General features: G+C 67.9%; 20 protein-coding genes. 14 read left to right on the top strand and 6 right to left on the bottom strand.

Annotated elements, in window-relative coordinates:
• Positions 1-80: 80 nt before the first annotated feature.
• The 4 genes from ACF66B_RS09200 (at position 81) to ACF66B_RS09185 (ending at position 3,916) form a co-directional block, all read left to right on the top strand.
• Entirely contained in the window at positions 81-773 is a 693-nt protein-coding gene (locus ACF66B_RS09200) for a hypothetical protein (protein ID WP_111431425.1), read from the top strand.
• 25 nt (positions 774-798) lie between these two features.
• The gene (locus ACF66B_RS09195) at positions 799-2,037 is read left to right on the top strand and encodes a glycosyltransferase (protein ID WP_111431424.1); all 1,239 of its coding nucleotides are present in this window, start codon (positions 799-801) and stop codon (positions 2,035-2,037) included.
• A 118-nt stretch (positions 2,038-2,155) separates the two neighbouring features.
• On the top strand, positions 2,156-3,025 hold the full coding sequence (locus tag ACF66B_RS09190) for a bifunctional allantoicase/(S)-ureidoglycine aminohydrolase (protein ID WP_111431423.1): 870 nt from the start codon (positions 2,156-2,158) through the stop codon (positions 3,023-3,025).
• A gap of 102 nt (positions 3,026-3,127) precedes the next feature.
• Positions 3,128-3,916: a nucleotidyltransferase domain-containing protein gene (locus tag ACF66B_RS09185; protein ID WP_111431422.1), complete on the top strand. Its 789-nt coding sequence runs from the start codon at positions 3,128-3,130 to the stop codon at positions 3,914-3,916.
• 59 nt (positions 3,917-3,975) lie between these two features.
• Here the strand turns inward: ACF66B_RS09185 and ACF66B_RS09180 are convergent, their stop codons facing one another.
• Positions 3,976-4,482, bottom strand: a complete 507-nt coding sequence (locus ACF66B_RS09180) for an ureidoglycolate lyase (protein WP_111431421.1) — start codon at positions 4,480-4,482, stop codon at positions 3,976-3,978.
• Positions 4,479-5,897, bottom strand: a complete 1,419-nt coding sequence (puuE, locus tag ACF66B_RS09175; RefSeq protein ID WP_111431483.1) for an allantoinase PuuE — start codon at positions 5,895-5,897, stop codon at positions 4,479-4,481. The genes ACF66B_RS09180 and puuE overlap by 4 nt, the downstream gene beginning before the upstream one ends.
• Positions 5,898-6,034: 137 nt before the next feature.
• Between puuE and uraH the strand changes: the two genes are divergently transcribed.
• Positions 6,035-6,388, top strand: coding sequence for a hydroxyisourate hydrolase (uraH, locus tag ACF66B_RS09170; protein ID WP_111431420.1), 354 nt, complete (start codon positions 6,035-6,037; stop codon positions 6,386-6,388).
• 119 nt (positions 6,389-6,507) lie between these two features.
• Positions 6,508-7,743 carry a urate hydroxylase PuuD gene (locus tag ACF66B_RS09165; protein ID WP_111431419.1) on the top strand — a complete coding sequence of 412 codons (1,236 nt, stop codon included), beginning with the start codon at positions 6,508-6,510 and terminating at the stop codon, positions 7,741-7,743.
• Between the two features lie 317 nt (positions 7,744-8,060).
• On the opposite strand, the gene ruvB is transcribed toward ACF66B_RS09165, so the two are convergent.
• Genes ruvB through ruvC form a run of 3 tightly spaced genes read right to left on the bottom strand, consistent with a single transcriptional unit; the run spans position 8,061 to position 10,298 of the window.
• A complete protein-coding gene (gene ruvB / locus ACF66B_RS09160) occupies positions 8,061-9,089 on the bottom strand; it encodes a Holliday junction branch migration DNA helicase RuvB (protein ID WP_111431418.1) in 1,029 nt (342 codons plus the stop codon).
• 4 nt (positions 9,090-9,093) lie between these two features.
• Positions 9,094-9,795, bottom strand: coding sequence for a Holliday junction branch migration protein RuvA (ruvA, locus tag ACF66B_RS09155; protein ID WP_111431417.1), 702 nt, complete (start codon positions 9,793-9,795; stop codon positions 9,094-9,096).
• Positions 9,792-10,298, bottom strand: coding sequence for a crossover junction endodeoxyribonuclease RuvC (gene ruvC, locus ACF66B_RS09150; protein WP_111431416.1), 507 nt, complete (start codon positions 10,296-10,298; stop codon positions 9,792-9,794). Before ruvC ends, ruvA begins: the two co-directional genes overlap by 4 nt.
• A gap of 229 nt (positions 10,299-10,527) precedes the next feature.
• Between ruvC and ACF66B_RS09145 the strand changes: the two genes are divergently transcribed.
• The gene (locus tag ACF66B_RS09145) at positions 10,528-10,743 is read left to right on the top strand and encodes a DUF1127 domain-containing protein (protein ID WP_392664750.1); all 216 of its coding nucleotides are present in this window, start codon (positions 10,528-10,530) and stop codon (positions 10,741-10,743) included.
• A 9-nt stretch (positions 10,744-10,752) separates the two neighbouring features.
• Here the strand turns inward: ACF66B_RS09145 and ACF66B_RS09140 are convergent, their stop codons facing one another.
• Entirely contained in the window at positions 10,753-11,631 is an 879-nt protein-coding gene (locus tag ACF66B_RS09140) for a 50S ribosomal protein L11 methyltransferase (protein ID WP_111431414.1), read from the bottom strand.
• 166 nt (positions 11,632-11,797) lie between these two features.
• On the opposite strand from ACF66B_RS09140, the gene ACF66B_RS09135 reads away from it, so the two are divergent.
• The 7 genes from ACF66B_RS09135 (at position 11,798) to ACF66B_RS09105 (ending at position 20,516) form a co-directional block, all read left to right on the top strand.
• Complete coding sequence (locus ACF66B_RS09135; RefSeq protein WP_111431413.1) at positions 11,798-12,703, top strand: metal ABC transporter substrate-binding protein; 906 nt, start codon at positions 11,798-11,800, stop codon at positions 12,701-12,703.
• A gap of 35 nt (positions 12,704-12,738) precedes the next feature.
• Positions 12,739-13,632: a manganese/iron ABC transporter ATP-binding protein gene (locus ACF66B_RS09130; protein WP_111431412.1), complete on the top strand. Its 894-nt coding sequence runs from the start codon at positions 12,739-12,741 to the stop codon at positions 13,630-13,632.
• Positions 13,632-14,525: a metal ABC transporter permease gene (locus tag ACF66B_RS09125; protein ID WP_111431411.1), complete on the top strand. Its 894-nt coding sequence runs from the start codon at positions 13,632-13,634 to the stop codon at positions 14,523-14,525. The genes ACF66B_RS09130 and ACF66B_RS09125 overlap by 1 nt, the downstream gene beginning before the upstream one ends.
• Positions 14,522-15,358 carry a metal ABC transporter permease gene (locus tag ACF66B_RS09120; RefSeq protein WP_111431410.1) on the top strand — a complete coding sequence of 279 codons (837 nt, stop codon included), beginning with the start codon at positions 14,522-14,524 and terminating at the stop codon, positions 15,356-15,358. The genes ACF66B_RS09125 and ACF66B_RS09120 overlap by 4 nt, the downstream gene beginning before the upstream one ends.
• Positions 15,359-15,483: 125 nt before the next feature.
• Positions 15,484-15,840: a CidA/LrgA family protein gene (locus ACF66B_RS09115; protein WP_111431409.1), complete on the top strand. Its 357-nt coding sequence runs from the start codon at positions 15,484-15,486 to the stop codon at positions 15,838-15,840.
• Entirely contained in the window at positions 15,837-16,562 is a 726-nt protein-coding gene (locus ACF66B_RS09110; protein ID WP_111431408.1) for an LrgB family protein, read from the top strand. Before ACF66B_RS09115 ends, ACF66B_RS09110 begins: the two co-directional genes overlap by 4 nt.
• A gap of 303 nt (positions 16,563-16,865) precedes the next feature.
• Positions 16,866-20,516: a Calx-beta domain-containing protein gene (locus ACF66B_RS09105; protein ID WP_111431407.1), complete on the top strand. Its 3,651-nt coding sequence runs from the start codon at positions 16,866-16,868 to the stop codon at positions 20,514-20,516.
• Positions 20,517-20,530 lie beyond the last annotated feature (14 nt).

Raw genomic sequence — 20,530 nt, 5'->3', positions numbered from 1 at the left:
CGCCCGCGCTAGGCAGGGGGTGAGACCCCGATTGGGGTGACAAACCGTTACGTTTTTCTGAAGGAGGCAGCAGAGGCGCCATGCTGGACAACGATTCCCCCGAAAAGGCGAGCCCCGATCCCGCGTCCGCCGAGGAGGCATCCTCCGGGGCCGCGCAGGGCTCCGGCCCCCGGCTCAACGGTGTCATCGACGTCTCGCGCCCCGGCCGTGTCGCGGGCTGGGCAATCGACCGCTCGGATGCTAGCGTCGCCGTCGATGTGGAAATCTTTCGCGAAGGCCGGCTCGTCGCCACGGTCCGCGCGGACCGCCATCGTGAGGATCTGGTGAAAAACGGCATCGGCACCGGAAAATACGGTTTTGTCGCGGAGATCGATCCGCCGGTCGAGCCGGGCATGGCCTTCGCGGTGACGGCGATCGCGCGCGCCCCCGATGGCGCCCGCGGCGTGCTCAGGCCGATCGGCAAGGCCGGGCCCTCCTCCGATCCCGACCGTCGGGTGACGGAGCGGGTCTTCGAGGAGGTGATCGCCCTCCGCACGGAGCTCGCCCGCTTCCGCAAGACGGCCGCCGCCGGCGCCGACGAGGCCGCCATCGAACGGTTCCGCGAGATGCTCGAGCGTGTCGAGGTGGTGCAGGCCCGTCTCGAGGCGCGGCCCGAGCGTGCCGCGGATCTGGAGACGGGCTCCGACCGCGGCCTCCGGGCCATCGCCATCTCAGCACTCGTCATCGCGCTCGGCTCGCTCGGCTTCGGCATCCTCTCCATGTGGTTCGGCTGATCGCGAACACGGAACAGAGAGGACCATGGCCCGCACACCGCGCATCCTGTTCATTCACGACAACTTCCCTGCGCAGTTCGGGCGTTTCGGACAATGGCTTGCGGGCCGCGGCTGGGAGATCTCCTTCGCGACCGAAGCGAAGGGGGCAGCGGCCGAGGGGATCCGGGTGCTGACCTACGCACCACATCGCGAGCCTTCGCCCGAAACGCACCCCTATGCGCAGCCGATGGACAAGGCGGTGCTGAAGGCCCAGGCCTTCGCACGCACGGGTTTCGAGGCGCGCAAGGCGGGATACCGCCCCGACCTCGTGGTCGCCCATTCCGGCTGGGGGGCGGGAATGTTCGCAGCCCAGGTCTTTCCGGAGGCCCGCTTCGTTGCCTATTGCGAATGGTGGTACCGCCATCCCGGCGCGGATGTGGAATACCTTTCGGAACTCACCGGCGAGCCGGTGCCCGCTTCGCTCGAAGGGGCGATCCTCGAGCAGTCGCGCAACGCGCCGATCGCGATGGATCTGGCCGCCTCGAGTGCCGCCCTCTGCCCGACGCGCTTTCAGGCCTCGCAGTTTCCGCCGATCTTCGGCCGGGCGCTGACCGTGCTGCACGACGGGGTCGATACCACCTTCTTCAGCCCCGACGCGGCGGCCCGGCGCGCGACACTCGGGGGGCTCGTGGCCGAAGGCGCCCGCGTCGTCACCTATGCGACCCGCGGCATGGAGCCGCACCGGGGCTTCCCGGATTTCATGGCCGCGCTGCCGGAGATCCTCGCGTCCGATCCGAAGGCGGTGGCGCTCATTGCCGGCGAGAACCGCGTCGCCTATGGCGGCAGCCGCCAGCGCAAGACCGACTGGAAGGCCAAGGCGCTGGCCGAGCACGACCTCGACCCCGCCCGGGTGATCTTCACCGGGCGGCTTTCCTATCCCGACTATCTCGCGCTGCTCCGCCGATCGGATGCGCATGTCTACCTGACCGTGCCCTTCGTCCTCTCCTGGTCGATGCTCGAGGCGATGAGCACCGGCTGCGCAATGGTCGTCTCCGACACGGCCCCCGTGCTCGAGTTCGCCGACGAGAGCTCCGCCCGGCTCGTCGATCTCCGCGAGGCGGGGGCGCTCGCCGCCCGGGTCATCGAGACGCTCCGCGATCCGGAGGACAGCGCGGCCCGCCGCGCCGCGGCGCGCCAGCGTATCGTCTCGGATCTCGACATGCAGGATCTCTACCTCCGCAAGGCGCAGTTCCTCGGCAAGGTGATGACCGGCGGCCGAGGTTGAACTGTCGGGGTCGGGTGGTCTAAGGACGGGAAACGCGCGGCGCGCGGAACTCTCCGCCCGCTTCCCCATGGCGTTGCGCTGCGCCCGAAACCGGAAGTGTCCGGAAGAGACTGATACCATGTCGAAGCACAAGTACTATCCCTCCATGGGCGGCCTACCGCCCCAGTCGCAGCTCCTGTCCGGGCGCGCGGTCTTCACCGAAACCCATGCCGTCATCCCGAAGGGCGTGCTGAGCTCCATCACGGCAAGCCGCCTGCCGCATTGGGAAAACACGCTTGCCTGGGTGCTGGCCCGGCCGATGTCGGGCTTTGCCGAGACCTTCGCGCAGTATCTGATGGAAGTCTCGCCGGGCGGCGGTTCGGACCAGCCCGAGCCGGATCCGGGCGCCGAGGCCGTGCTCTTTCTCATGGAGGGCGAGCTCGACCTCACCATCCGCGGCGAGAAACATCATATCGTGCCAGGCGGTTATGTGTTCCTGCCGCCGGGCTGCCCCTGGTCGCTGCGCGTGGCGGGGCAGGGCACGGCGCGGTTCCACTGGATCCGCAAGCGCTACGAGGCCGCCGAGGGGATCGACCTGCCCGATGTCATCCTGGCCAACGACAACGACATCGCGCCCGAGGTCATGCCCGACACGGAGGGCCGCTGGTCCACCACCCGCTTCGTGCACTGGTCCGACATGCGCCACGACATGCATGTGACGATCGTCAACATGGAGCCGGGCGCGGTCATCCCTTTCCTCGAGACCCATGTGATGGAGCACGGGCTCTATGTGTTGCAGGGGCGCGGCGTCTACCGGCTCAATGACGAGTGGGTCGAGGTCGAGGCCGGTGATTTCATGTGGCTCCGCGCCTTCTGCCCGCAGGCCTGCTACGCCGGCGGGCCCAGCACCTTCCGCTACCTGCTCTACAAGGACATGAACCGCCACGCCCCGCTCGCCCTCCGTGCGCCGGCCCTTGGCGGCGCCGCACTGCCGAGGGCGGCCGAATAACGGAAGGGGGCTCCCCCGAGCCCCTCTCCGGGCAGGCAGGCCACGGTCTTCACTCCCTGCGCCGGGGCGGCGCATCGTCATGCGCAAGCGACACCTCCAGAGATGACTGTCGATCGGAATGGCAAGCTCAGCACGGTGGAGGACCGCCCCTTTCAGGCCGCGTTCCGTCCGGTGCTCGAGGCGGTCTCGTCGCAGCTGACGGATGCTGCCCCTTCGCCCCTTCACAGCCTTTATGTCTACGGCAGCGTGGCCGCGGGGGTGGCGCGACCGGGGATATCGGATCTGGACCTCTGCCTGGTCCTGAAGGCGCCGCCCACGGAGGCGGAGCGGGCGGACTTCGAGAGGATCCGCAGGGCGATCGAGGCCGAGCACCCCGTGGTCAGCAAGATCGATTTCGATATCGGCTCGATCGAGGACGTTTTCGCCCCGGACACGCGCCTCGCATGGCAGGTCTGGCTGAAGCACTATTGCCGGTGTCTCGCGGGCGCCGATCTGCGTGACGCACTTCCACTCTTCCAGCCCTCCCGTGCAGTCGCCGTGGCGATCAATGGCGATGTCGCACAGGTTCTGGAACGCTATCTGGGCCGGATTGCAGAAGAGCCTGCCCCGGAGCATGCCCGGCGTGTCATCCGGGCCGCCGCCCGCAAACTCATCCGGTCCACCAACATCCTGCGGCACCCGTCCGACACGGACTGGCCCGAAACCCTCGAGGATCATGTCCGGAAATTTCAGGCGCGCTTCCCGGAACAGGGGCGGGAGATCCTCTATCTGCTTGAGCAGGCGACCACTCCCGATGCGCTGGATCCTGACCGGGTGGCGGATCGTCTGCGCGCGTTTGCGACGTGGCTGCGCGCGCGTTCGGACATGGACGGAGGCGCGCGGCCCGAATAGCCGGGGCCGCGCACGAGAGTGAAAACGGCATTGGTCCGGCTCCGGAGCGGCGCCGCGGCTCAGCCCGCGACCACGTCCCAGGGCCGGTCGAACCAGTGCTCCTCGAGATTGGCTCCGTCGCCGATCCGGTCCACCACGGCAAAGAGGCCCGGCGCGTGCAGGGGTGTCAGCACCCCGTGCCAGGTGCCGCGGTGGAAATTGATCGCCTGTCCCGCCGCCGTGACGAAGGCCCGTGGCCGCCCTGGGCCCGCGGGCGTATCCGGGGCGACGATCACCAGAAACGGATGCCGGCTCATCGGCACGAAGGCCTGCGAGCCGCGCGGATGCCGCTCGACCATGTCGAGCCGGTAGGGCAGGCGCCTCGGCTCGGCCTTGAAAAGGTTCAGCCCCGCCCGGCCATCCGGTCCGAAATCGAGCTGCGCCCGGTCGTGCCAGCGCCCGCAGAGCCCGCGGTTGATGATCCGGTCGGGCGCGCCCTCGGCTTCAAGCACGTCGCCGAAGGGGGCGAAGGCTTCGGCCGTCAGCGGCTCGCTGCGGATCGTGTCGTCCTCGCCACTACCGCTCATGCCGGCAGCAGGTCCGCGAGTCGCAGCTCGGCGATGCGCTCGACCTGGGCGCAGGCGGTAGCCATTTCGGTCTCGCGGCTGTTGCCGAGCCGGGTGCGGAATGCCTCGAGGATCGAGGCCTTGGTGTTGTCGCGCACCGCGATGATGAAGGGGAAGCCGAACTTCGCGGTATAGGCGTCGTTGAGCTCGGTGAAGGCCGCACGCTCGGCATCCGTCAGCGCATCGAGCCCGACGGAAGCCTGCTCGGCAGTCGACTCGGCGGTGAGCCGTTTGGCTTCGGCAAGCTTCCCCGCCAGATCGGGATGCGCGGTCAGCACCCCGAGCCGCGCCTCGGGGCTCGCGCTCCGGAAGATGCGGGTGAGTGCGTTGTGCAGCCCCGCCGCCGTGTCATGCGCCGGCCCGAGCTCCAGCGCCCAAGCGCCCTCGGCGATCCAGGGCGAGTGCTCGTAGATCCCGCCATAGGCCGCGACGAACGCCTCGCGCGTCATTTCGGAGGGTCGCTCGCGGCGGTCGGGCGGAAAGGTCGCGATCCAGTGCTCGGCGATCTCGATCCGGCGCGCGAACCAGACATCGGCGTGGCTCTTGGCATACTCGAGGAAGCGGCGGAGCGCCATGACCCGCCCCGGCCGTCCGATCAGGCGGCAGTGGAGCCCGATCGAGAGCATCTTCGGCGCGCCGTCAAGCCCCTCGGCATAGAGCGCGTCGAAACTGTCCTTGAGGTAGGCGAAGAACTGGTCGCCCGCGTTGAAGCCCTGCGGTGTTGCAAAGCGCATGTCGTTGGCGTCGAGCGTGTAGGGGATGATGAGCTGGTCCCTTTCCCCGAAACGGCTCCAGTAGGGCAGGTCATCGGCGTAGCTGTCCGAGACATAGGCAAAGCCGCCTTCCTCGGCGGCGAGCCGCACGGTATTGGCCGAGCAACGGCCGGTATACCAGCCGCGCGGGCGTTCGCCCGTCACCGCCTCGTGGAGCGCGATCGCCTCCTGCATGTGGGCGCGCTCCGCCTCCGGCTCATAGGCCTTGTATTCGATCCACTTGAGCCCGTGGCTCGCGATCTCCCAGCCCGCCTCCTGCATCGCCCGCACCTGCGCGGGGCTCCGGGCCATCGCTGTCGCGACCCCGTAGACCGTCACCGGCACGTCCATTTCCGTGAAGAGCCGGTGGAGGCGCCAGAAGCCGGCCCGCGCGCCGTATTCGTAGATCGATTCCATGTTCCAGTGCCGCTCGCCCGGCCAGGGCGCGGCGCCGACGATCTCCGAGAGGAAGGCTTCGGAGGCGGCATCGCCATGGAGCACGGCGTTCTCGCCGCCCTCCTCGTAGTTGATGACGAACTGGAGCGCGATCTTCGCGCCCCCCGGCCATTTCGGATCGGGCGTGCGGGCACCATAGCCGTGCATGTCTCGGGGGTATCGCTTCATCGGGGTGTCTCCGTCACGCTTCGGGTCGGTGGCATCGGCCGGCTCCGGGGCCATACCGCATGTCATCGCATTTCCTTTCGCGGTGCAATACGCTCGCTGCCGAGCCACAGGACCGCAGTTCAGGAAAGGAAACAGCAATGGCCGGATATCTCACCACCCATGTGCTCGACGCCGCCCGCGGAACGCCCGCCGCCGGGATGGCGGTGGCGCTCTACCGGATCGAAGGCGAGGATCGCACGCTTCTGCGCGAGACGGTGACGAATGCGGATGGCCGGACCGACGCCCCGATCCTGCCCGAACCCGAGTTCGCCCCCGGCACCTACGAGCTGGTCTTCGCCGCCGGGGCCTATCTGGATGCGACGGGGGCGCCGGGCGAAACTCCGCGCTTTCTCGACATCATCCCGATCCGCTTCGGCATGGCCGATCCGACGCATTATCACGTGCCGCTCCTGCTCTCGCCCTACAGCTTCTCGACCTATCGCGGCAGCTGAAACCCCGGGCAACTGCCCAATATTGCCGCAGTGCAACGAATCTGCCTTGGCACGGGCAGGTTCACCACCCCATACTGCCGGCGAGACCGTGTTCTGGGCCCGAAGCGTGGGGAGTATGGATGTTCGAAGCCGCCATCATCTGGGAATGGATCGCCTTTGCCGTCAGGTGGACGCATGTGATCACGGCAATCGCCTGGATCGGATCGTCCTTCTACTTCATCGCCCTCGATCTCGGGCTCCGGAAGCCCCTCGTGCCGACGCTGGCCGATGGCGAGGAATGGCAGGTCCACGGCGGCGGGTTCTACCATATCCAGAAATACCTGGTCGCGCCCGAGAACATGCCCGATCATCTCGTCTGGTTCAAATGGGAGAGCTATTCGACCTGGCTCTCGGGGGCGGCGCTGCTGATGATCGTCTACTGGGCGGGGGCGAAGCTCTTCCTGATCGACCCGGAAAAGGCGGATCTGGCGGTCTGGCAGGGGATCCTGATCTCGGCGGCCTCGCTCTCGATCGGCTGGCTGATCTATGACCGGCTCTGCAAATCGCCGCTCGGCGAGAAGCCCACGCTGCTCATGCTGCTCCTCTTCGGGCTGCTGCTCGTCATGGGCTGGGGCTACAACCATGTCTTCACCGGCCGGGCGGTGATGCTGCATCTCGGGGCCTTCACGGCGACGATCATGACAGCGAACGTGTTCTTCGTCATCATGCCCAACCAGCGGATCGTTGTGGCGGATCTCAAGGCAGGTCGGGCACCGGATCCGAAATACGGCAAGATCGCGAAGCTTCGCTCGACCCACAACAACTACCTCACGCTGCCGGTCGTGTTCCTGATGCTCTCGAACCACTACCCGCTCGCCTTCGCCACCGAATACAACTGGCTGATCGCGGGGCTCGTGTTCCTGATGGGGGTCACGATCCGGCATTATTTCAACACCATGCATGCCCGGAAGGGCGAGCCGCGCTGGACCTGGCTTGCGACCGCGGTCCTCTTCATCCTCATCATGTGGCTGTCGACCCGGCCGATGTATTCGGAGGATTCGCTCGACGTCTCCGAGGCCTTGCCGCTCAGCGGCACCGAGCTGGTCCTGGCCGAGACGCCGGGATTCGAGGAGGCCCGCGACGCGGTGCTGGGGCGCTGTTCGATGTGCCATTCCCGCGAACCGTTCTATGAGGGCATCCACTGGCCGCCGCGCGGGATCGTGCTCGAGACCGATCACGACGTGCTCCGGGCCGCCCGGCAGATCTACATCCAGGCGGGTGTGACCCATGCCATGCCGCCGGCCAATGCCTCGTTCATGGAACAGTCCGAACGCGATGCGATCGTCCGCTGGTATCGCGCCGCACGGGAGAGCTGAGAGGCGGGTTTCCGGGAGCTTGCCGGAGGCGCGTTCACGGTGAAAACAGGGCTTTTCACCGTGAAAATCTGATCAACTATCTGATATCGCTTGAAATAGTGGTTAATGTTGCATGAATGGCCTGTGGTGGAGCCGTTGCCGCGGGTGCGCGGCTGCGGGGAGGGCCGCCATGTCGTCTGACGGTTTGCCGTCCGGGGCGCACCTGGAATCTGGCCTGGAGCCGCAGCCCGGCCGCGGGGCGTGATGGCACCGTTCGTGCCGCCGGGTTTCCGGGAGGAGGGGCGCTGTCGGGCGCTGGGGGTGTCGGACCGTCGCGGCTATTCGAAGAGATCGTCCTGACGGGACTGGGCGCGGGGGGGCTCGAGGCCGAGGTGCTGCCAGGCGCGGGCGGCGAGCATGCGGCCGCGCGGCGTGCGCTGGATGAGGCCCTCCTGCAGCAGGAAGGGCTCGATGACTTCCTCGACCGCGTCGCGGGCTTCCGAGAGCGCGGCGCAGATCGTCTCGACCCCCACCGGCCCGCCGCCGTAGTGCTCGGCGAGGTGGCGGATGTAGCGCCGGTCGGCGCCGTCGAGGCCGAGATCGTCCACGCCGAGGCGGTTGAGCGCGGCGTCGGCGATGGCGCGGTCGACCTTGCCGTTGCCCTCGACGATGGCGAAATCGACCACCCGGCGCAGCAGGCGGCCGGCGATCCGGGGTGTGCCGCGGGCGCGGCGGGCGATCTCGCGGGCGCCTTCGGGGGTTGCGTCGGCCTGCTGGAGGCGCGCGGCGCGGGTGACGATCTCGACGAGCTCGGCCTCGTCGTAGAACTCGAGCCGGACGGGAATGCCGAAGCGGTCGCGGAGCGGCGTGGTGAGAAGCCCGAGACGGGTCGTTGCGCCCACCAGCGTGAAGGGCTGGAGCTCGATGCGGACGGTGCGGGCCGCAGGGCCCTCGCCGATCACGAGGTCGAGCTGGAAATCCTCGAGCGCCGGATAGAGGATTTCCTCGACCGCCGGGTTGAGGCGGTGGATCTCGTCGATGAAGAGCACGTCCCGCGCGTCGAGATTGGTGAGGATCGCGGCAAGATCGCCGGCGCGCGCCAGTACCGGGCCGGAGGTCATGCGGAAGTTCACCCCGAGTTCGCGGGCCATGATCTGGGCGAGCGTGGTCTTGCCGAGGCCGGGGGGCCCGTAGAAGAGCGTGTGGTCCATCGCGCGGCCGCGGCGCCGGGCGCTTTCGATGAAGACCTGGAGATTGGCGCGCGCGGCCTTCTGGCCGATGAACTCGTCGAGGCTTTGCGGCCGCAGCGCGCGGTCGGCATCCTCGGGCAGGGGCTCCGGGCGGAGGGTCGGATCGGGCTCGCTCATCGGCTCATCCCTTCGGCGCGAGGAGGCGGAGTGCGGCGCGGATCAGCCCGGTGGCATCGTCGATCGTTGGCATCTCGGCGGCCTCCGCGATCGCCGCGGCGGCCTCGCCCTGGCCGTAGCCGAGATTGACCAGCGCCGAAAGCGCATCGGCCTGGGCGGCCGCATCGAGCCCGGCGGCGGGGACGGGATGTTCCGGCAGCGGGGCGTCTTCCTCGTCGATGAGGGCGACGGGGTCGGGGGCGGCGCGCCGGGGGGCCGCGGCGGAGAAGGCGGGGGCGGAGCCGGCCGCGCCCATCGCCATCACCTGCGGCGCCTTCGATTGCAGCTCGAGCACGATGCGCTGGGCGAGCTTCGGCCCGATGCCGGGTGCGGCGCGGATCGCGGCGGCATCGCCGAGCGAGAGCGCGCGGCCGACGCCTTCGGCGCCGAGGATGCCGAGGATCGCCAGGGCGCCCTTCGCGCCGACGCCCTGCACGGAGGTGAGCAGCCGGTGCCATTCGCGTTCGGCCAGCGTCCGGAAGCCGAAGAGCTGGAGCAGGTCCTCGCGCACCAGAAGCTCGGTGAAGAGCGCCACGGCCTCGCCGGGGGCGGGCATGGCGGCGAGCGTGCGCTCGGAGCAGTAGACGATATAGCCGACGCCACCGGTGTCGATCAGCACATGGTCGGTGCTGCGGTAGTCGAGGCGGCCCGCGATCTTGCCGATCATGCCCGTGCCCCCGCGATCGCGGCGGCGAGCCGGCCCTGGAACTGGGCGTGATGGGCATGGCAGAGGGCGATGGCCAGCGCGTCGGAGGCATCGGGGCCGGCGAGCTTCACCGGACCGAGCTGGAGCTTCACCATGTGCTCGACCTGGGACTTTTCGGCATGGCCGACGCCGACCACCACCTTCTTCACCGCATTGGGCGCATATTCCGCCACCGGGAGCCCGGCCTGGGCCGGCACGAGCAGGGCGATGGCGCGGGCCTGGCCGAGCTTGAGGGTGCCGGCGGCGTCCTTGTTGACGAAGGTCTGCTCGACGGCGGCGGTTTCCGGGGCATGGGCGTGAAAGACGGCGGTGAGCTGGGTGTGGAGGCTCAGGAGGCGCGTGGCGAGATCCTCGCCCTCCGAGGCGCAGACGCCATTGGCCACATGGGTGAGCGAACCGCCCGCGACATCCACGATTCCCCAACCCGTCCGGCGCAAACCCGGATCGATCCCGATGACGCGCATTTGCTGCCGTCCTTCTTGCTGCTCGACGATGCCATACCACGGGGGCTCGGATGCCGCCAAGTCCAACACGGGCCGCGTGAACAAAATGCTAACTCCCTTGCGCCCATTGCATGACAGCCATGCTGCCACACAGCTTGCTCGGGATAGGCAAGAGGCTTATCTGCATCGCGCTACGGGGTGCATCACGCACCCCGATTCTACTTAGACGTGAGTGCAGAAAATGTTTGCGTTGCAGAGTAACCGTTCCGTGCCGATGGGCGCCATCACCACCTATCAGGTGATCGACCTGTTCGACCGGGGCCTTGCTGTGGTTCGGGCCTGGATCGCCGCCCGCCACACGCGTGCGTGTCTCGAGTCCCTGAGCGATGCCCAGCTGGCCGATGTCGGCCTCAAGCGTGGCGATATCGATGCGATCGCCGCCCGTCTGGCGCGGCATCATGCATAAGCCGCCGCGTCAGCGCGCCGGCTTTCTCAGCACGAGTACCGACCATTCGCCGCGGCGCACGAGCTGCTGCCGCGCGAAACCCCAGCCCCGGTAGACCCTCTCGACCGAGATCGCCTGCCGGGTCAAGATCCCCGACAAGACCAGAATTCCGCCCGGCGCCAGATGCGAGCGCATGTCCGGTGCAAGCCGCTTGAGCGGACCGGCGAGGATGTTCGAGAGAATCAGGTCGTAGGGTGCGTTCTCGCGCAGCGCAGGATGCCGGAAGCCCGGCGCCGTGACGCAGCGGATCCGCCCGGTCAGGTCGTTTGCCCGCACATTCGCTGTCGCCGTTATCGTTGCGAGCGCATCGATGTCGGAGGCGATGATCCGCGCCGCCGGGAAGACCCGCGCCGCCGCCATCGCCAGCACGCCCGTGCCGCCGCCGATATCGGCGATCCGGCGCGGCGCGATCCTCTGCCGCACCAGCCCGTCGAGCGCGAGAAGGCAGCCCTGGGTGGTGGCGTGATGGCCGGTGCCGAAGGCGAGAGCCGCCTCGATCTCGAGCCCGATCAGGTTCGAGGGGATCGTGTCGCGATCATGGCTGCCGTAGACGACGAAGCGGCCGGCGCGCACCGGGGAGAGCCCGGCGCGGACCTGGGCCATCCAGTCCTTCGTGCCGACCGGCGCGACGCTGAAGGCGGGGGCGCCGTTGGCGGCGGCGAGGAGGGCGAGCATCGCCTCGTCGGGCGCGCCCTCGAAATAGGCGCTCACCTCCCATATCCCGCTGCCGTCGTCGCGGTCATGGGTGCCCGAGGCCTTCGGGGCCGGATACATCTCGTCGAGCGCGTCGAACAGCGCCTCTGCGGTGGCGCGGCCGGTGACCGCGGTGACGGCGTGATAGAGGGTCAAGGCACACTCCCGTTTGTTGCCGCCGATTAGGCGCGCACCGCGCCGGGGTCAAGGCGCTTCCCCGCCCGTTAGTTGCGAATGAATCGCAACACAGTTGACAATTGCGAATCGTTCGCAAAATGATGTGGCTTGTGGCACAACGCCAGTCAGGAACAAGGATGATCCGATGACACGCCTGCCCGTCCGGCTTCTCGCGACGACGACATTGACGATGCTTTTCGCCCATGCCGCCTCCGCCGACGCGGACCGGCTGAAGGCGGTCACCTCCTTCACCGTGCTGGCCGACATGGCGCAGAACGTGGCGGGGGACGCCGCCGACGTGGTCTCGATCACCCGGCCGGGCGCGGAAATCCACGGCTACGAGCCGACGCCGCGCGACATCGTGGGGGCGGCGGATGCCGATCTCATCCTCTGGAACGGGCTCAACCTCGAGCTCTGGTTCGAGCAGTTCCTCGTCAATCTCGGCGACATTCCCTCGGTCACGCTCTCGGAGGGGATCGAGCCGCTGCCGATCGCGCAGGGCTCCTACGCCGGCAAGCCCAACCCGCATGCCTGGATGGGGCTCGAGACCGCGCTCGTCTATGTCGACAACATCGCCGCGGCCTTCTCGGAATACGATCCGGCGAATGCCGCGACCTATGCGGCCAATGCCGAGGCCTACAAGGCGGAGCTGCGCGCGGCCATCGAGCCGATGCGCGCGGCCATCGCCGAAGTGCCGGAGGAAAAGCGCTGGCTGGTGACCTGCGAGGGCGCCTTCAGCTATCTCGCCCGCGATTTCGGCTTGCGCGAGCTCTATCTCTGGCCGATGAACGCCGATCAGGTCGGAACGCCGCAGCAGGTCCGCGCGGTGATCGACGGGGTGCGGGAGAACGACATCCCGGTGGTCTTCTGCGAGAGCACGGTCAACACCGCACCCGCGCAGCAGGTCGCGCGCGAGACCGGCGCGGCATACGGCGGCGTGCTCTATGTCGACAGCCTCTCGGACCCCGACGGCCCGGTGCCGACCTATCTCGATCTGCTCCGCGTCACCTCGCAGACCATCGCCGACGGCCTGACCGGCGGAACGGAGTGAGCCCCGCCCGAAGAGGAAACCCGCCCGTGCCCGCCATGACAGATCCCCGTCCGGACGCGCCAGCCGCCAATGATCCCGGCGGCGGCATCCGCGCCCGGCACCTGACCGTCACCTACCGCAACGGCCATACCGCGCTGACGGATGCGAGCTTCGAGATCCCGAAGGGCACGATCACGGCGCTGGTGGGCGTGAACGGCGCCGGGAAATCGACGCTCTTCAAGGCCATCATGGGGTTCGTGCCGGCCGCGCGCGGCGAGATCCAGCTGCTCGGCCGCCCGGTCCGCCAGGCGCTCCGGGAGAATCTCGTCGCCTATGTGCCGCAGGCCGAGGAGGTCGACTGGGCCTTTCCGGTGCTGGTCGAGGATGTGGTGATGATGGGCCGCTACGGCCACATGGGCTTCCTGCGGCGTCCGCGGGCGGCCGACCATGCCGCGGTCGACGCGGCGCTGCAGCGGGTCAACATGCAGGATTTCCGCCGCCGGCAGATCGGCGAGCTCTCGGGCGGGCAGCGCAAGCGGGTATTTCTCGCCCGCGCGCTTGCCCAGGAGGGGCGGGTGATCCTGCTCGACGAGCCGTTCACCGGCGTCGATGTGAAGACCGAGGCGCAGATCATCGAGCTTCTGCGCGCGTTGCGCGACGAGGGGCGGGTGATGCTGGTCTCGACCCACAACCTCGGCTCGGTGCCGGAATTCTGCGACCGGACCGTGCTGGTGAAGGGCACCGTGCTGGCCTATGGCCCGACCGAGACCACCTTCACCGCCGCGAACCTCACCCGCGCCTTCGGCGGCGTGCTGCGCAGCCTGACGCTCGGGGGCGCCGATCTCCACGACGACGACGACCCGCGCAAGCTCAGCATCCTCACCGATGACGAGCGACCTTTCGTGCAATACGGCGAGGAGACCCAGCGCCAGGAGCGCGCCAAGCCATGATGGCCCATCTCCTCGAGCCCTTCTCCTATGGCTACATGACGAATGCCATGTGGGTCTCGGCGCTGGTCGGCGGGGTCTGCGCCTTTCTCTCGGCCTATCTCATGCTCAAGGGCTGGTCGCTCATCGGTGATGCGCTCTCGCATTCGGTGGTGCCGGGCGTCGCGGGGGCCTACATGCTGGGCCTTCCCTTCGCGCTCGGGGCGTTCATCGCGGGCGGCCTGGCCGCGGGGGCGATGCTCTTTCTCAGCGACCGCTCGGGGCTCAAGGTCGATGTCATCATCGGCCTCATCTTCACCGCCTTCTTCGGCCTCGGGCTCTTCCTCATCTCGATCAACCCGGTGTCGGTGAGCGTCCAGACCATCACCATGGGCAACATCCTCGCGATCACGCCGGCGGATACGGCACAGCTCGCGATCATCGGTTTCGTCTCGCTCGCGATCCTGCTCGCGAAGTGGAAGGACCTGATGGTGACCTTCTTCGACGAAACCCATGCCCGTTCGATCGGCTTGCGCCCGGGTCTGCTCAAGGCGGTGTTCTTCGTGCTGCTCTCGGCCTCCGTGGTGGCGGCGATGCAGACGGTGGGGGCGTTTCTCGTCATCGCCATGGTGGTGACGCCGGGGGCGACCGCCTATCTGCTCTGCGACCGGTTTCCGCGGCTCATCGCACTTTCGGTCGCGATCGGGGCACTGACCGGGTTCTTCGGCGCCTGGGCGAGCTATTTTCTCGACGGTGCGACCGGGGGCGTGATCGTGACGCTGCAGACCGCGATCTTCCTCACGGCCTTCATCCTCGCCCCGAAGCACGGGATTCTCGCCGCGCGCCGCAAGGCCGCGCGTGGCCTGCGCGAGGCCGATGCGGCGGCGGCGGCCGGGGCGGAGGAGGCGGCGCCATGAGCGAGGGCCTGCTGCTTCCCTTCCAGTTTCCCTTCATGCTGAATGCCTTCTGGATCTGCGCCATCGTCGCGGTGCCGACCGCGCTGCTCTCCTGCTTCCTGGTGCTGAAGGGCTGGGCGCTGATGGGCGATGCGATCAGCCATGCGGTGCTGCCGGGGATCGTGCTGGCCTATATCACCGGGGTGCCGCTCATCCTCGGCGCGTTCGGCGCCGGCATGATCTGCGCGCTGCTCACCGGGTTTCTCGCGAGCAACAGCCGGGTGAAGCAGGATACGGTGATGGGCGTCGTCTTCTCCGGCATGTTCGGGATCGGCATCATCCTCTACACCTCGATCGAATCCGGCGCGCATCTCGACCACATCCTGTTCGGAAACCTGCTTGGCGTGGGGCCGGAGGATCTGCGCACGGCGGGCGCGATCTCGCTCGTGGTCTCGCTGCTGCTCGTGCTGCGCTGGAAGGATCTGCTGCTCCATGCCTTCGATCCGGCGCAGGCGCGGGTCTCGGGGCTGCCGGTGGCGCTGCTTCACTACGGGCTGCTGACGCTGCTTTCGATGACGATCGTCGCGACACTCTCGGCCACGGGGCTGATCCTTGCGGTGGGGCTGCTGATCTCGCCCGGCGCCATCGCCTTCCTGCTGGTGCGGAGTTTCGGGCGGATGCTTGCCGTGGCGGTCGCGGTCAATCTCGCGGCGATGCTCGGCGGCACCTATGCGAGCTTCTTCATCGGGAGCGCGCCGGCGCCGACGATCATCCTGATCCTGACGGCGATCTTCGTGCTGGCCTTTCTCCGCCGCCTCCACCTCGCGCACAGGGCCGGGCAGGGCGCGGCATAGCGCGGGAGAGGGGCTTGCGGCCGGCGGGCCTGCGGGCGTATCCCGCGGGTCTTCCACGGCCCATTGCCTCGCTGCGCGCGCGGGGGCACTCTGGGGCCGGTTTCCCACACGAGGTTCATCAGGACATGATTCAGGCGCTCAGCCTCCTCTTTCTCTGCCAGCTGGCCGGCGAGGTGGCCGTGCGGCTGACCGGGCTCACCTTTCCCGGCCCCGTGCTCGGCATGGGGTTTCTCTTCATCATCCTGCTTCAGCGCGGCCGCACCGGGCCGGGGCTCGATGCGGTGACCGACACGATCCTGCGCAATCTCTCGCTTCTCTTCGTGCCGGCCTCGGTCGGCGTGATCCAGCAAGCGGGGCTCATCGCCGCCAACTGGTTCGCGATCAGCGTCGCGGTGGTGATCTCGACGCTCGTCACGCTCACGGTGACGGTCTGGACCTTCCGCGGGGTGGCGCGGCTTCAGGAGCGGAGGCGGGCGCAATGAGCGGGGCGGCGGGCAATATCACCGGGGTCTGGGTCTATCTCTCCGAAACGCCACTCTTCTGGCTCACGGCGACGCTGGTCGCCTATCTGATCGGCGATGCGTTCTCGGCGCGTTGCGGGCGGCATCCGCTGGCGAACGCGGTGGTCGTCGCCGTGGTGCTGCTGGTCGGGGTGCTTCTGGTCACCGGCACCCCCTACAGCACCTATTTCGAAGGGGCGCAGTTCGTGCATTTCCTGCTCGGCCCCGCCACCGTCTCGCTCGCGGTGCCGCTCTGGCGCAACCGGATGGCGGTGAAGCGCAACCTGCTGCCGATGTGCATCGCCCTCGTCGCGGGCTGCCTCACCGCGATCGTCTCGGCGGTGGGGGTCGCCTGGGCGCTGGGCGCTCCGGCGCCGATCCTCGCCTCGCTCGCGACGAAATCGGTGACGGCCCCCATCGCCATGGCGCTGACCGACACGATCGGAGGCATCCCGCCGCTCGCCGCGGTGCTGGTGATGTTCACCGGCATCTTCGGCGCGGTGGTGGTGACGCCGCTCATGAACGCGATGCGGATCCGCGACTATGCCGCGCGGGGGTTCGCCGTCGGGGTGGCGAGCCATGGTATCGGCACGGCGCGGGCGTTTCAGGTGAGCGAGGAGGCCGGCACCTATGCAGGCATCGCCATGGGGCTCAACGGCGCCCTGACCGCGCTCGTCTTCCTGGTGCTGCCGCTGCTCTTCTGAGCTTGGGGGCGCGCCGGGGAGGCTGCCGGCGCCCGCTCGCGAAAAAGTTAATAAAAGGTTGACCGATGGCGTGTCATCGGCATGATTTCGCTCATGTGATTTGAGCATCAGGGGAGCCTGACCGGATTCTGGCGCTGCAAGAGGCGGCCGCATCGATTTTCATGTTCTGTTTTCCCTTGGCGGCCTCGACGAGGCCGGGGTTGCGCCTCGTAAGCTCAGTCCGTTCCCGGCCTCTCCGTTGCTTGAAAGGGCCACTCACGTCTCCGCCGCGGGCGGGCGGCGGCGGACAACGGGGGAAGAAACATGCCGGACATCAGCGTAACGAGCATCTCGACGGTCGAGGGCAGCTCCGACTATCTGGAATACACCATCTCGCTGTCGTCGGAATCGACCGAGCCGGTGACGGTGGGCTATCGGCTGCTGCCGGGCACCGGGCTCTCGGGGGCGGGATTCGACTATTACGGCAGCTCCGGCACCATCACCTTCAATCCCGGCGAGACACTCCAGACGGTTTCCGTGCGAAGCTATTCCGACCGGCTGGCGGAGACCGACGAGGCGGTGGTCCTCGAGCTCTTCGATCCGACCAATGGCGATCTTCCGGCGGGAATGGCCACCTTGCGCACCACCGGCTGGATCCTCGACGACGACAATGCGGGTGTGACGCGGGCCATGTTCGTCGGAAACCCGCTCATCCGCGAGGGCGATTCGGGCGGGCGGGATGCGGTTTTCACCATCGGCGTCTCGGAAGCCTATACCACCGATGTCACGCTGAGCTACCGGACCGTCGCGGGCACGGCCACGGCGGGCGAAGATTTCGTCGCGAAAAGCGGCACGGTGAGGCTTCCCGCCGGCGAGACGGAGGTGGAGGTTTCGGTGCGTGTGCTCGGGGACCGCGCCGTCGAGACGAGCGAGACCTTCTTTCTCGACGTGACGCCGCCCTCCGGCGTCGGAAGCGGCGCCACGGGCACGGTGGGCGAAGCGCGCATCATCGATGACGACAGCGCGAGCGGCTTGCCGACGCTCTCGATCGAAAGCCAGAATACCTCCGAGATCAGCAACACCTATCTGAACTACACCGTGACGCTCTCGGAGCCGCACACGGAAACGGTTACTGTCGGCTACCGCAGTCTCCCCGGTTCGGCTTGGGCCGGTCCCGATTACTACCACACCTCGGGCACGCTTATCTTCGCGCCTGGCGAGACCTCGAAGCTCATCAGCGTCCGCGCGTACAACAACCGGGAAAGCGAGGCGGACGAGTCGGTCGTTGTCGAGCTCTTCAACCCGACGGAGGCGAAATTCGCGGGCGACATGCCGCGGGCGCGCGCGACCAGCTGGATCCTCGACGACGAGAATCCGGGAACGACGCGGGCGATCTCGGTCAGCGATGCGCAGGTCGTGGAGGGCGGTGGCACCCGCACTGCCGAGTTCACCGTGAGCCTCTCGGAAGCCTTCACGTCCGACACCACGATTTCCTACACCACGAAGGACGGGCTCGCGCGGGCGGGCAAGGACTACCAGAAGACAGAGGGCAGCCTGACGTTTCTGGCGGGCCAGACAGAGGCGGCGGTGCAGGTGAACGTGCTGGGCGACCGGCAGCATGAGGGGGCCGAGGATTTCTTCCTCGTGCTCGACATACCCTCAGGTGTCGCGCCCGGCAGCACGGGAACGGTGGGCAAGGCCACGATCCTCGACGACGATGCCCCGGGCCGCCTGCCGTCGATCAGTATCGACAGCACACCGGCTTACGAGAACGGCGATTACCTCTACTACACCGTCACGCTCGCGGAAGCCTATCGCGAGACCGTCACGGTCGTCTACAGGAGCCGCAGCGGGTCTGCGCTGGAGGGCGCTGACTACTATGCGGTCAGCGGCACGCTTTCCTTCGCTCCGGGCGAGACCTCCCGGACGGTGGCGGTGCGAGCCTACAATGATCGGCTGAACGAGTCCGATGAGAGCGTTTTCCTGGATCTCTACAATCCGACCAACGGTGTCCTGAGCGGCGGAGCGCCCACACTGAGCGCGACCAACTGGATCCGCGACGACGACTACGTCGGAACGACGCGGGCGCTGCAGGTCTCCGATGCCGAGGTCGTCGAGGGGAATGCGGGCACGAAGCTCGCGGCATTCCGGATCAGCCTGTCGGAAGCCGCCGCGACGGATCTGAGCTTCGACTACAAGACGGTGGACGGCTCGGCTCAGGCGAAAAGGGACTACGTCCCCACCTCCGGCACGTTGACCTTTGCCGCCGGACAGACCGAGGCGGTGGTGACCGTCGCGGTCAAGGGCGACCGTCTGATCGAGGGCAGCGAGGATTTCTTCCTCGCGCTCGACCCGCCCGGAAGCGGTTTCGGCAGCGGCGCCGAGGGCGCGGTCGGCAAGGCGGTGATCCTGGAGGATGACAGCAGCGGGCGTTTGCCCACGATCACGCTCGAGGGCGCCAAGGCGCAGGAGGGGGATGCCTATCTGCCCTTCACCCTCACGCTGTCCAAGGCCTCGAGGGAAACCGTCACTGTGGCTTACCGTACGGTCGATGGCACCGCAGGTGACGATTATCCTCTCGACTATTATCCGAGCACCGGCACGGTCAGCTTCGCTCCCGGGGAGACGTCCAGGACGGTCAGCGTGCGGACCTTTGACTACGAAACAGATGAAATCGACGAGTACATGACCCTTGAGGTCTTCGATGCCAGGAACGCGGTGCTTGCGGGCGATGGCACTCGCCTTTCGGCCACGGGATGGATCTTTGACAAGGACAATCTCGGGACGACGCGGGCGCTGGCGATCTCGTCGCCGGTGGTGGAGGAGAGCAATGTCTCGGGGCAGACCTTCGCCGTCTTCAACGTGAGCCTCTCCGAGGCGGCCGACAGCCGCATCCGGCTCCGCTACGAGACGCTCGACGGCACGGCGAAGGCCGGGCGCAACGGGGACTACCAGGCGACATCGGGGGCGCTCGTCTTCGAGCCGGGTCAGACCGAGACGAGTGTCCGGGTCGCGATCAACATGGACGGCAAGCTCGAGGACACCGAGACCTTCCGTCTGCGCATCGTGCCCTCCTCGATCGGCAGCCTGATCGCGAGGGGCACGGATGGCGCCACGGCGACCGCGTTCATCCAGGACAGCACGATCCATGGCACGGGCCGCAATGACCGGCTCACGGGCACCGCGCTTGCGGATGCGATCTTCGGGCAGGGTGGCAACGACACACTGAGAGGTGGGGTGGGCAACGACACGCTGAACGGCGGCACCGGCAGCGACCGGCTGGACGGCGGCCCCGGCGCCGATCAGATGGTGGGCGGCAGCGGCAACGATCTCTTCTATGTCGACAATGCCCGCGACCGGGTGGTCGAGACGGCGAGGGGCGGCCGGGACACGGTGCGGAGCTCGGTCGACCACACCCTGGCGCAGAATGTCGAGGCGCTGGTGCTCACCGGCAAGCGGCCAATCGACGGCAGCGGCAATGATGGCGACAATACCCTGGTCGGCAACAATGCGGCCAACCGGCTGCTGGGCGGGGCGGGCAGTGACGTTCTCTCGGGCCAGAACGGCGGGGACGTCCTGCGCGGCGGCAGCGGCCACGACCGGCTGAAAGGGGGTGGCGGCAACGACATCCTCGACGGCGGTACCGGGCGGGACACGATGGATGGCGGCGCCGGCGCCGACACCTTCGTTTTCCGGAGCGCAAACGAGAGCGCCGTCGGCCGCAACCGTGACGTGATCCAGAGCTTCGACAAGGCGCGCGACGTGATCAACCTCTCGGCGATCGACGCCGACGTGACGCAGAGGGGCGATCAGAGCTTCGATTTCATCGGCCGCGACGGATTCTCGGGCCATGCAGGCGAGCTGCGCCTCCGCAACGGGCTGTTGCAGGCCGACACCGACGGCGATGGCCGGGCGGAGTTCGAGGTCTCGGTCTCGGGGCACGCCTCGCTGTCGGACGATCACTTCATCCTCTGAGCCTCCGGGCCTGC

This window comes from Amaricoccus sp. B4 (assembly GCF_043226085.1).
Taxonomy (GTDB): Bacteria; Pseudomonadota; Alphaproteobacteria; order Rhodobacterales; family Rhodobacteraceae; genus Amaricoccus.
This window is presented reverse-complemented; position numbering and strand designations above follow the sequence as displayed.

What these genes read in the sequence shown, in the direction of transcription:
- ACF66B_RS09200 (WP_111431425.1), top strand. Translation starts at nt 81, where the DNA reads ATGCTGGACAACGATTCCCCCGAAAAGGCGAGCCCCGATCCCGCGTCC.
- ACF66B_RS09195 (WP_111431424.1), top strand. Translation starts at nt 799, where the DNA reads ATGGCCCGCACACCGCGCATCCTGTTCATTCACGACAACTTCCCTGCG.
- ACF66B_RS09190 (WP_111431423.1), top strand. Translation starts at nt 2,156, where the DNA reads ATGTCGAAGCACAAGTACTATCCCTCCATGGGCGGCCTACCGCCCCAG.
- ACF66B_RS09185 (WP_111431422.1), top strand. Translation starts at nt 3,128, where the DNA reads ATGACTGTCGATCGGAATGGCAAGCTCAGCACGGTGGAGGACCGCCCC.
- ACF66B_RS09180 (WP_111431421.1), bottom strand. Translation starts at nt 4,482, where the DNA reads ATGAGCGGTAGTGGCGAGGACGACACGATCCGCAGCGAGCCGCTGACG.
- puuE (WP_111431483.1), bottom strand. Translation starts at nt 5,897, where the DNA reads ATGAAGCGATACCCCCGAGACATGCACGGCTATGGTGCCCGCACGCCC.
- uraH (WP_111431420.1), top strand. Translation starts at nt 6,035, where the DNA reads ATGGCCGGATATCTCACCACCCATGTGCTCGACGCCGCCCGCGGAACG.
- ACF66B_RS09165 (WP_111431419.1), top strand. Translation starts at nt 6,508, where the DNA reads ATGTTCGAAGCCGCCATCATCTGGGAATGGATCGCCTTTGCCGTCAGG.
- ruvB (WP_111431418.1), bottom strand. Translation starts at nt 9,089, where the DNA reads ATGAGCGAGCCCGATCCGACCCTCCGCCCGGAGCCCCTGCCCGAGGAT.
- ruvA (WP_111431417.1), bottom strand. Translation starts at nt 9,795, where the DNA reads ATGATCGGCAAGATCGCGGGCCGCCTCGACTACCGCAGCACCGACCAT.
- ruvC (WP_111431416.1), bottom strand. Translation starts at nt 10,298, where the DNA reads ATGCGCGTCATCGGGATCGATCCGGGTTTGCGCCGGACGGGTTGGGGA.
- ACF66B_RS09135 (WP_111431413.1), top strand. Translation starts at nt 11,798, where the DNA reads ATGACACGCCTGCCCGTCCGGCTTCTCGCGACGACGACATTGACGATG.
- ACF66B_RS09130 (WP_111431412.1), top strand. Translation starts at nt 12,739, where the DNA reads ATGACAGATCCCCGTCCGGACGCGCCAGCCGCCAATGATCCCGGCGGC.
- ACF66B_RS09125 (WP_111431411.1), top strand. Translation starts at nt 13,632, where the DNA reads ATGGCCCATCTCCTCGAGCCCTTCTCCTATGGCTACATGACGAATGCC.
- ACF66B_RS09120 (WP_111431410.1), top strand. Translation starts at nt 14,522, where the DNA reads ATGAGCGAGGGCCTGCTGCTTCCCTTCCAGTTTCCCTTCATGCTGAAT.
- ACF66B_RS09115 (WP_111431409.1), top strand. Translation starts at nt 15,484, where the DNA reads ATGATTCAGGCGCTCAGCCTCCTCTTTCTCTGCCAGCTGGCCGGCGAG.
- ACF66B_RS09110 (WP_111431408.1), top strand. Translation starts at nt 15,837, where the DNA reads ATGAGCGGGGCGGCGGGCAATATCACCGGGGTCTGGGTCTATCTCTCC.
- ACF66B_RS09105 (WP_111431407.1), top strand. Translation starts at nt 16,866, where the DNA reads ATGCCGGACATCAGCGTAACGAGCATCTCGACGGTCGAGGGCAGCTCC.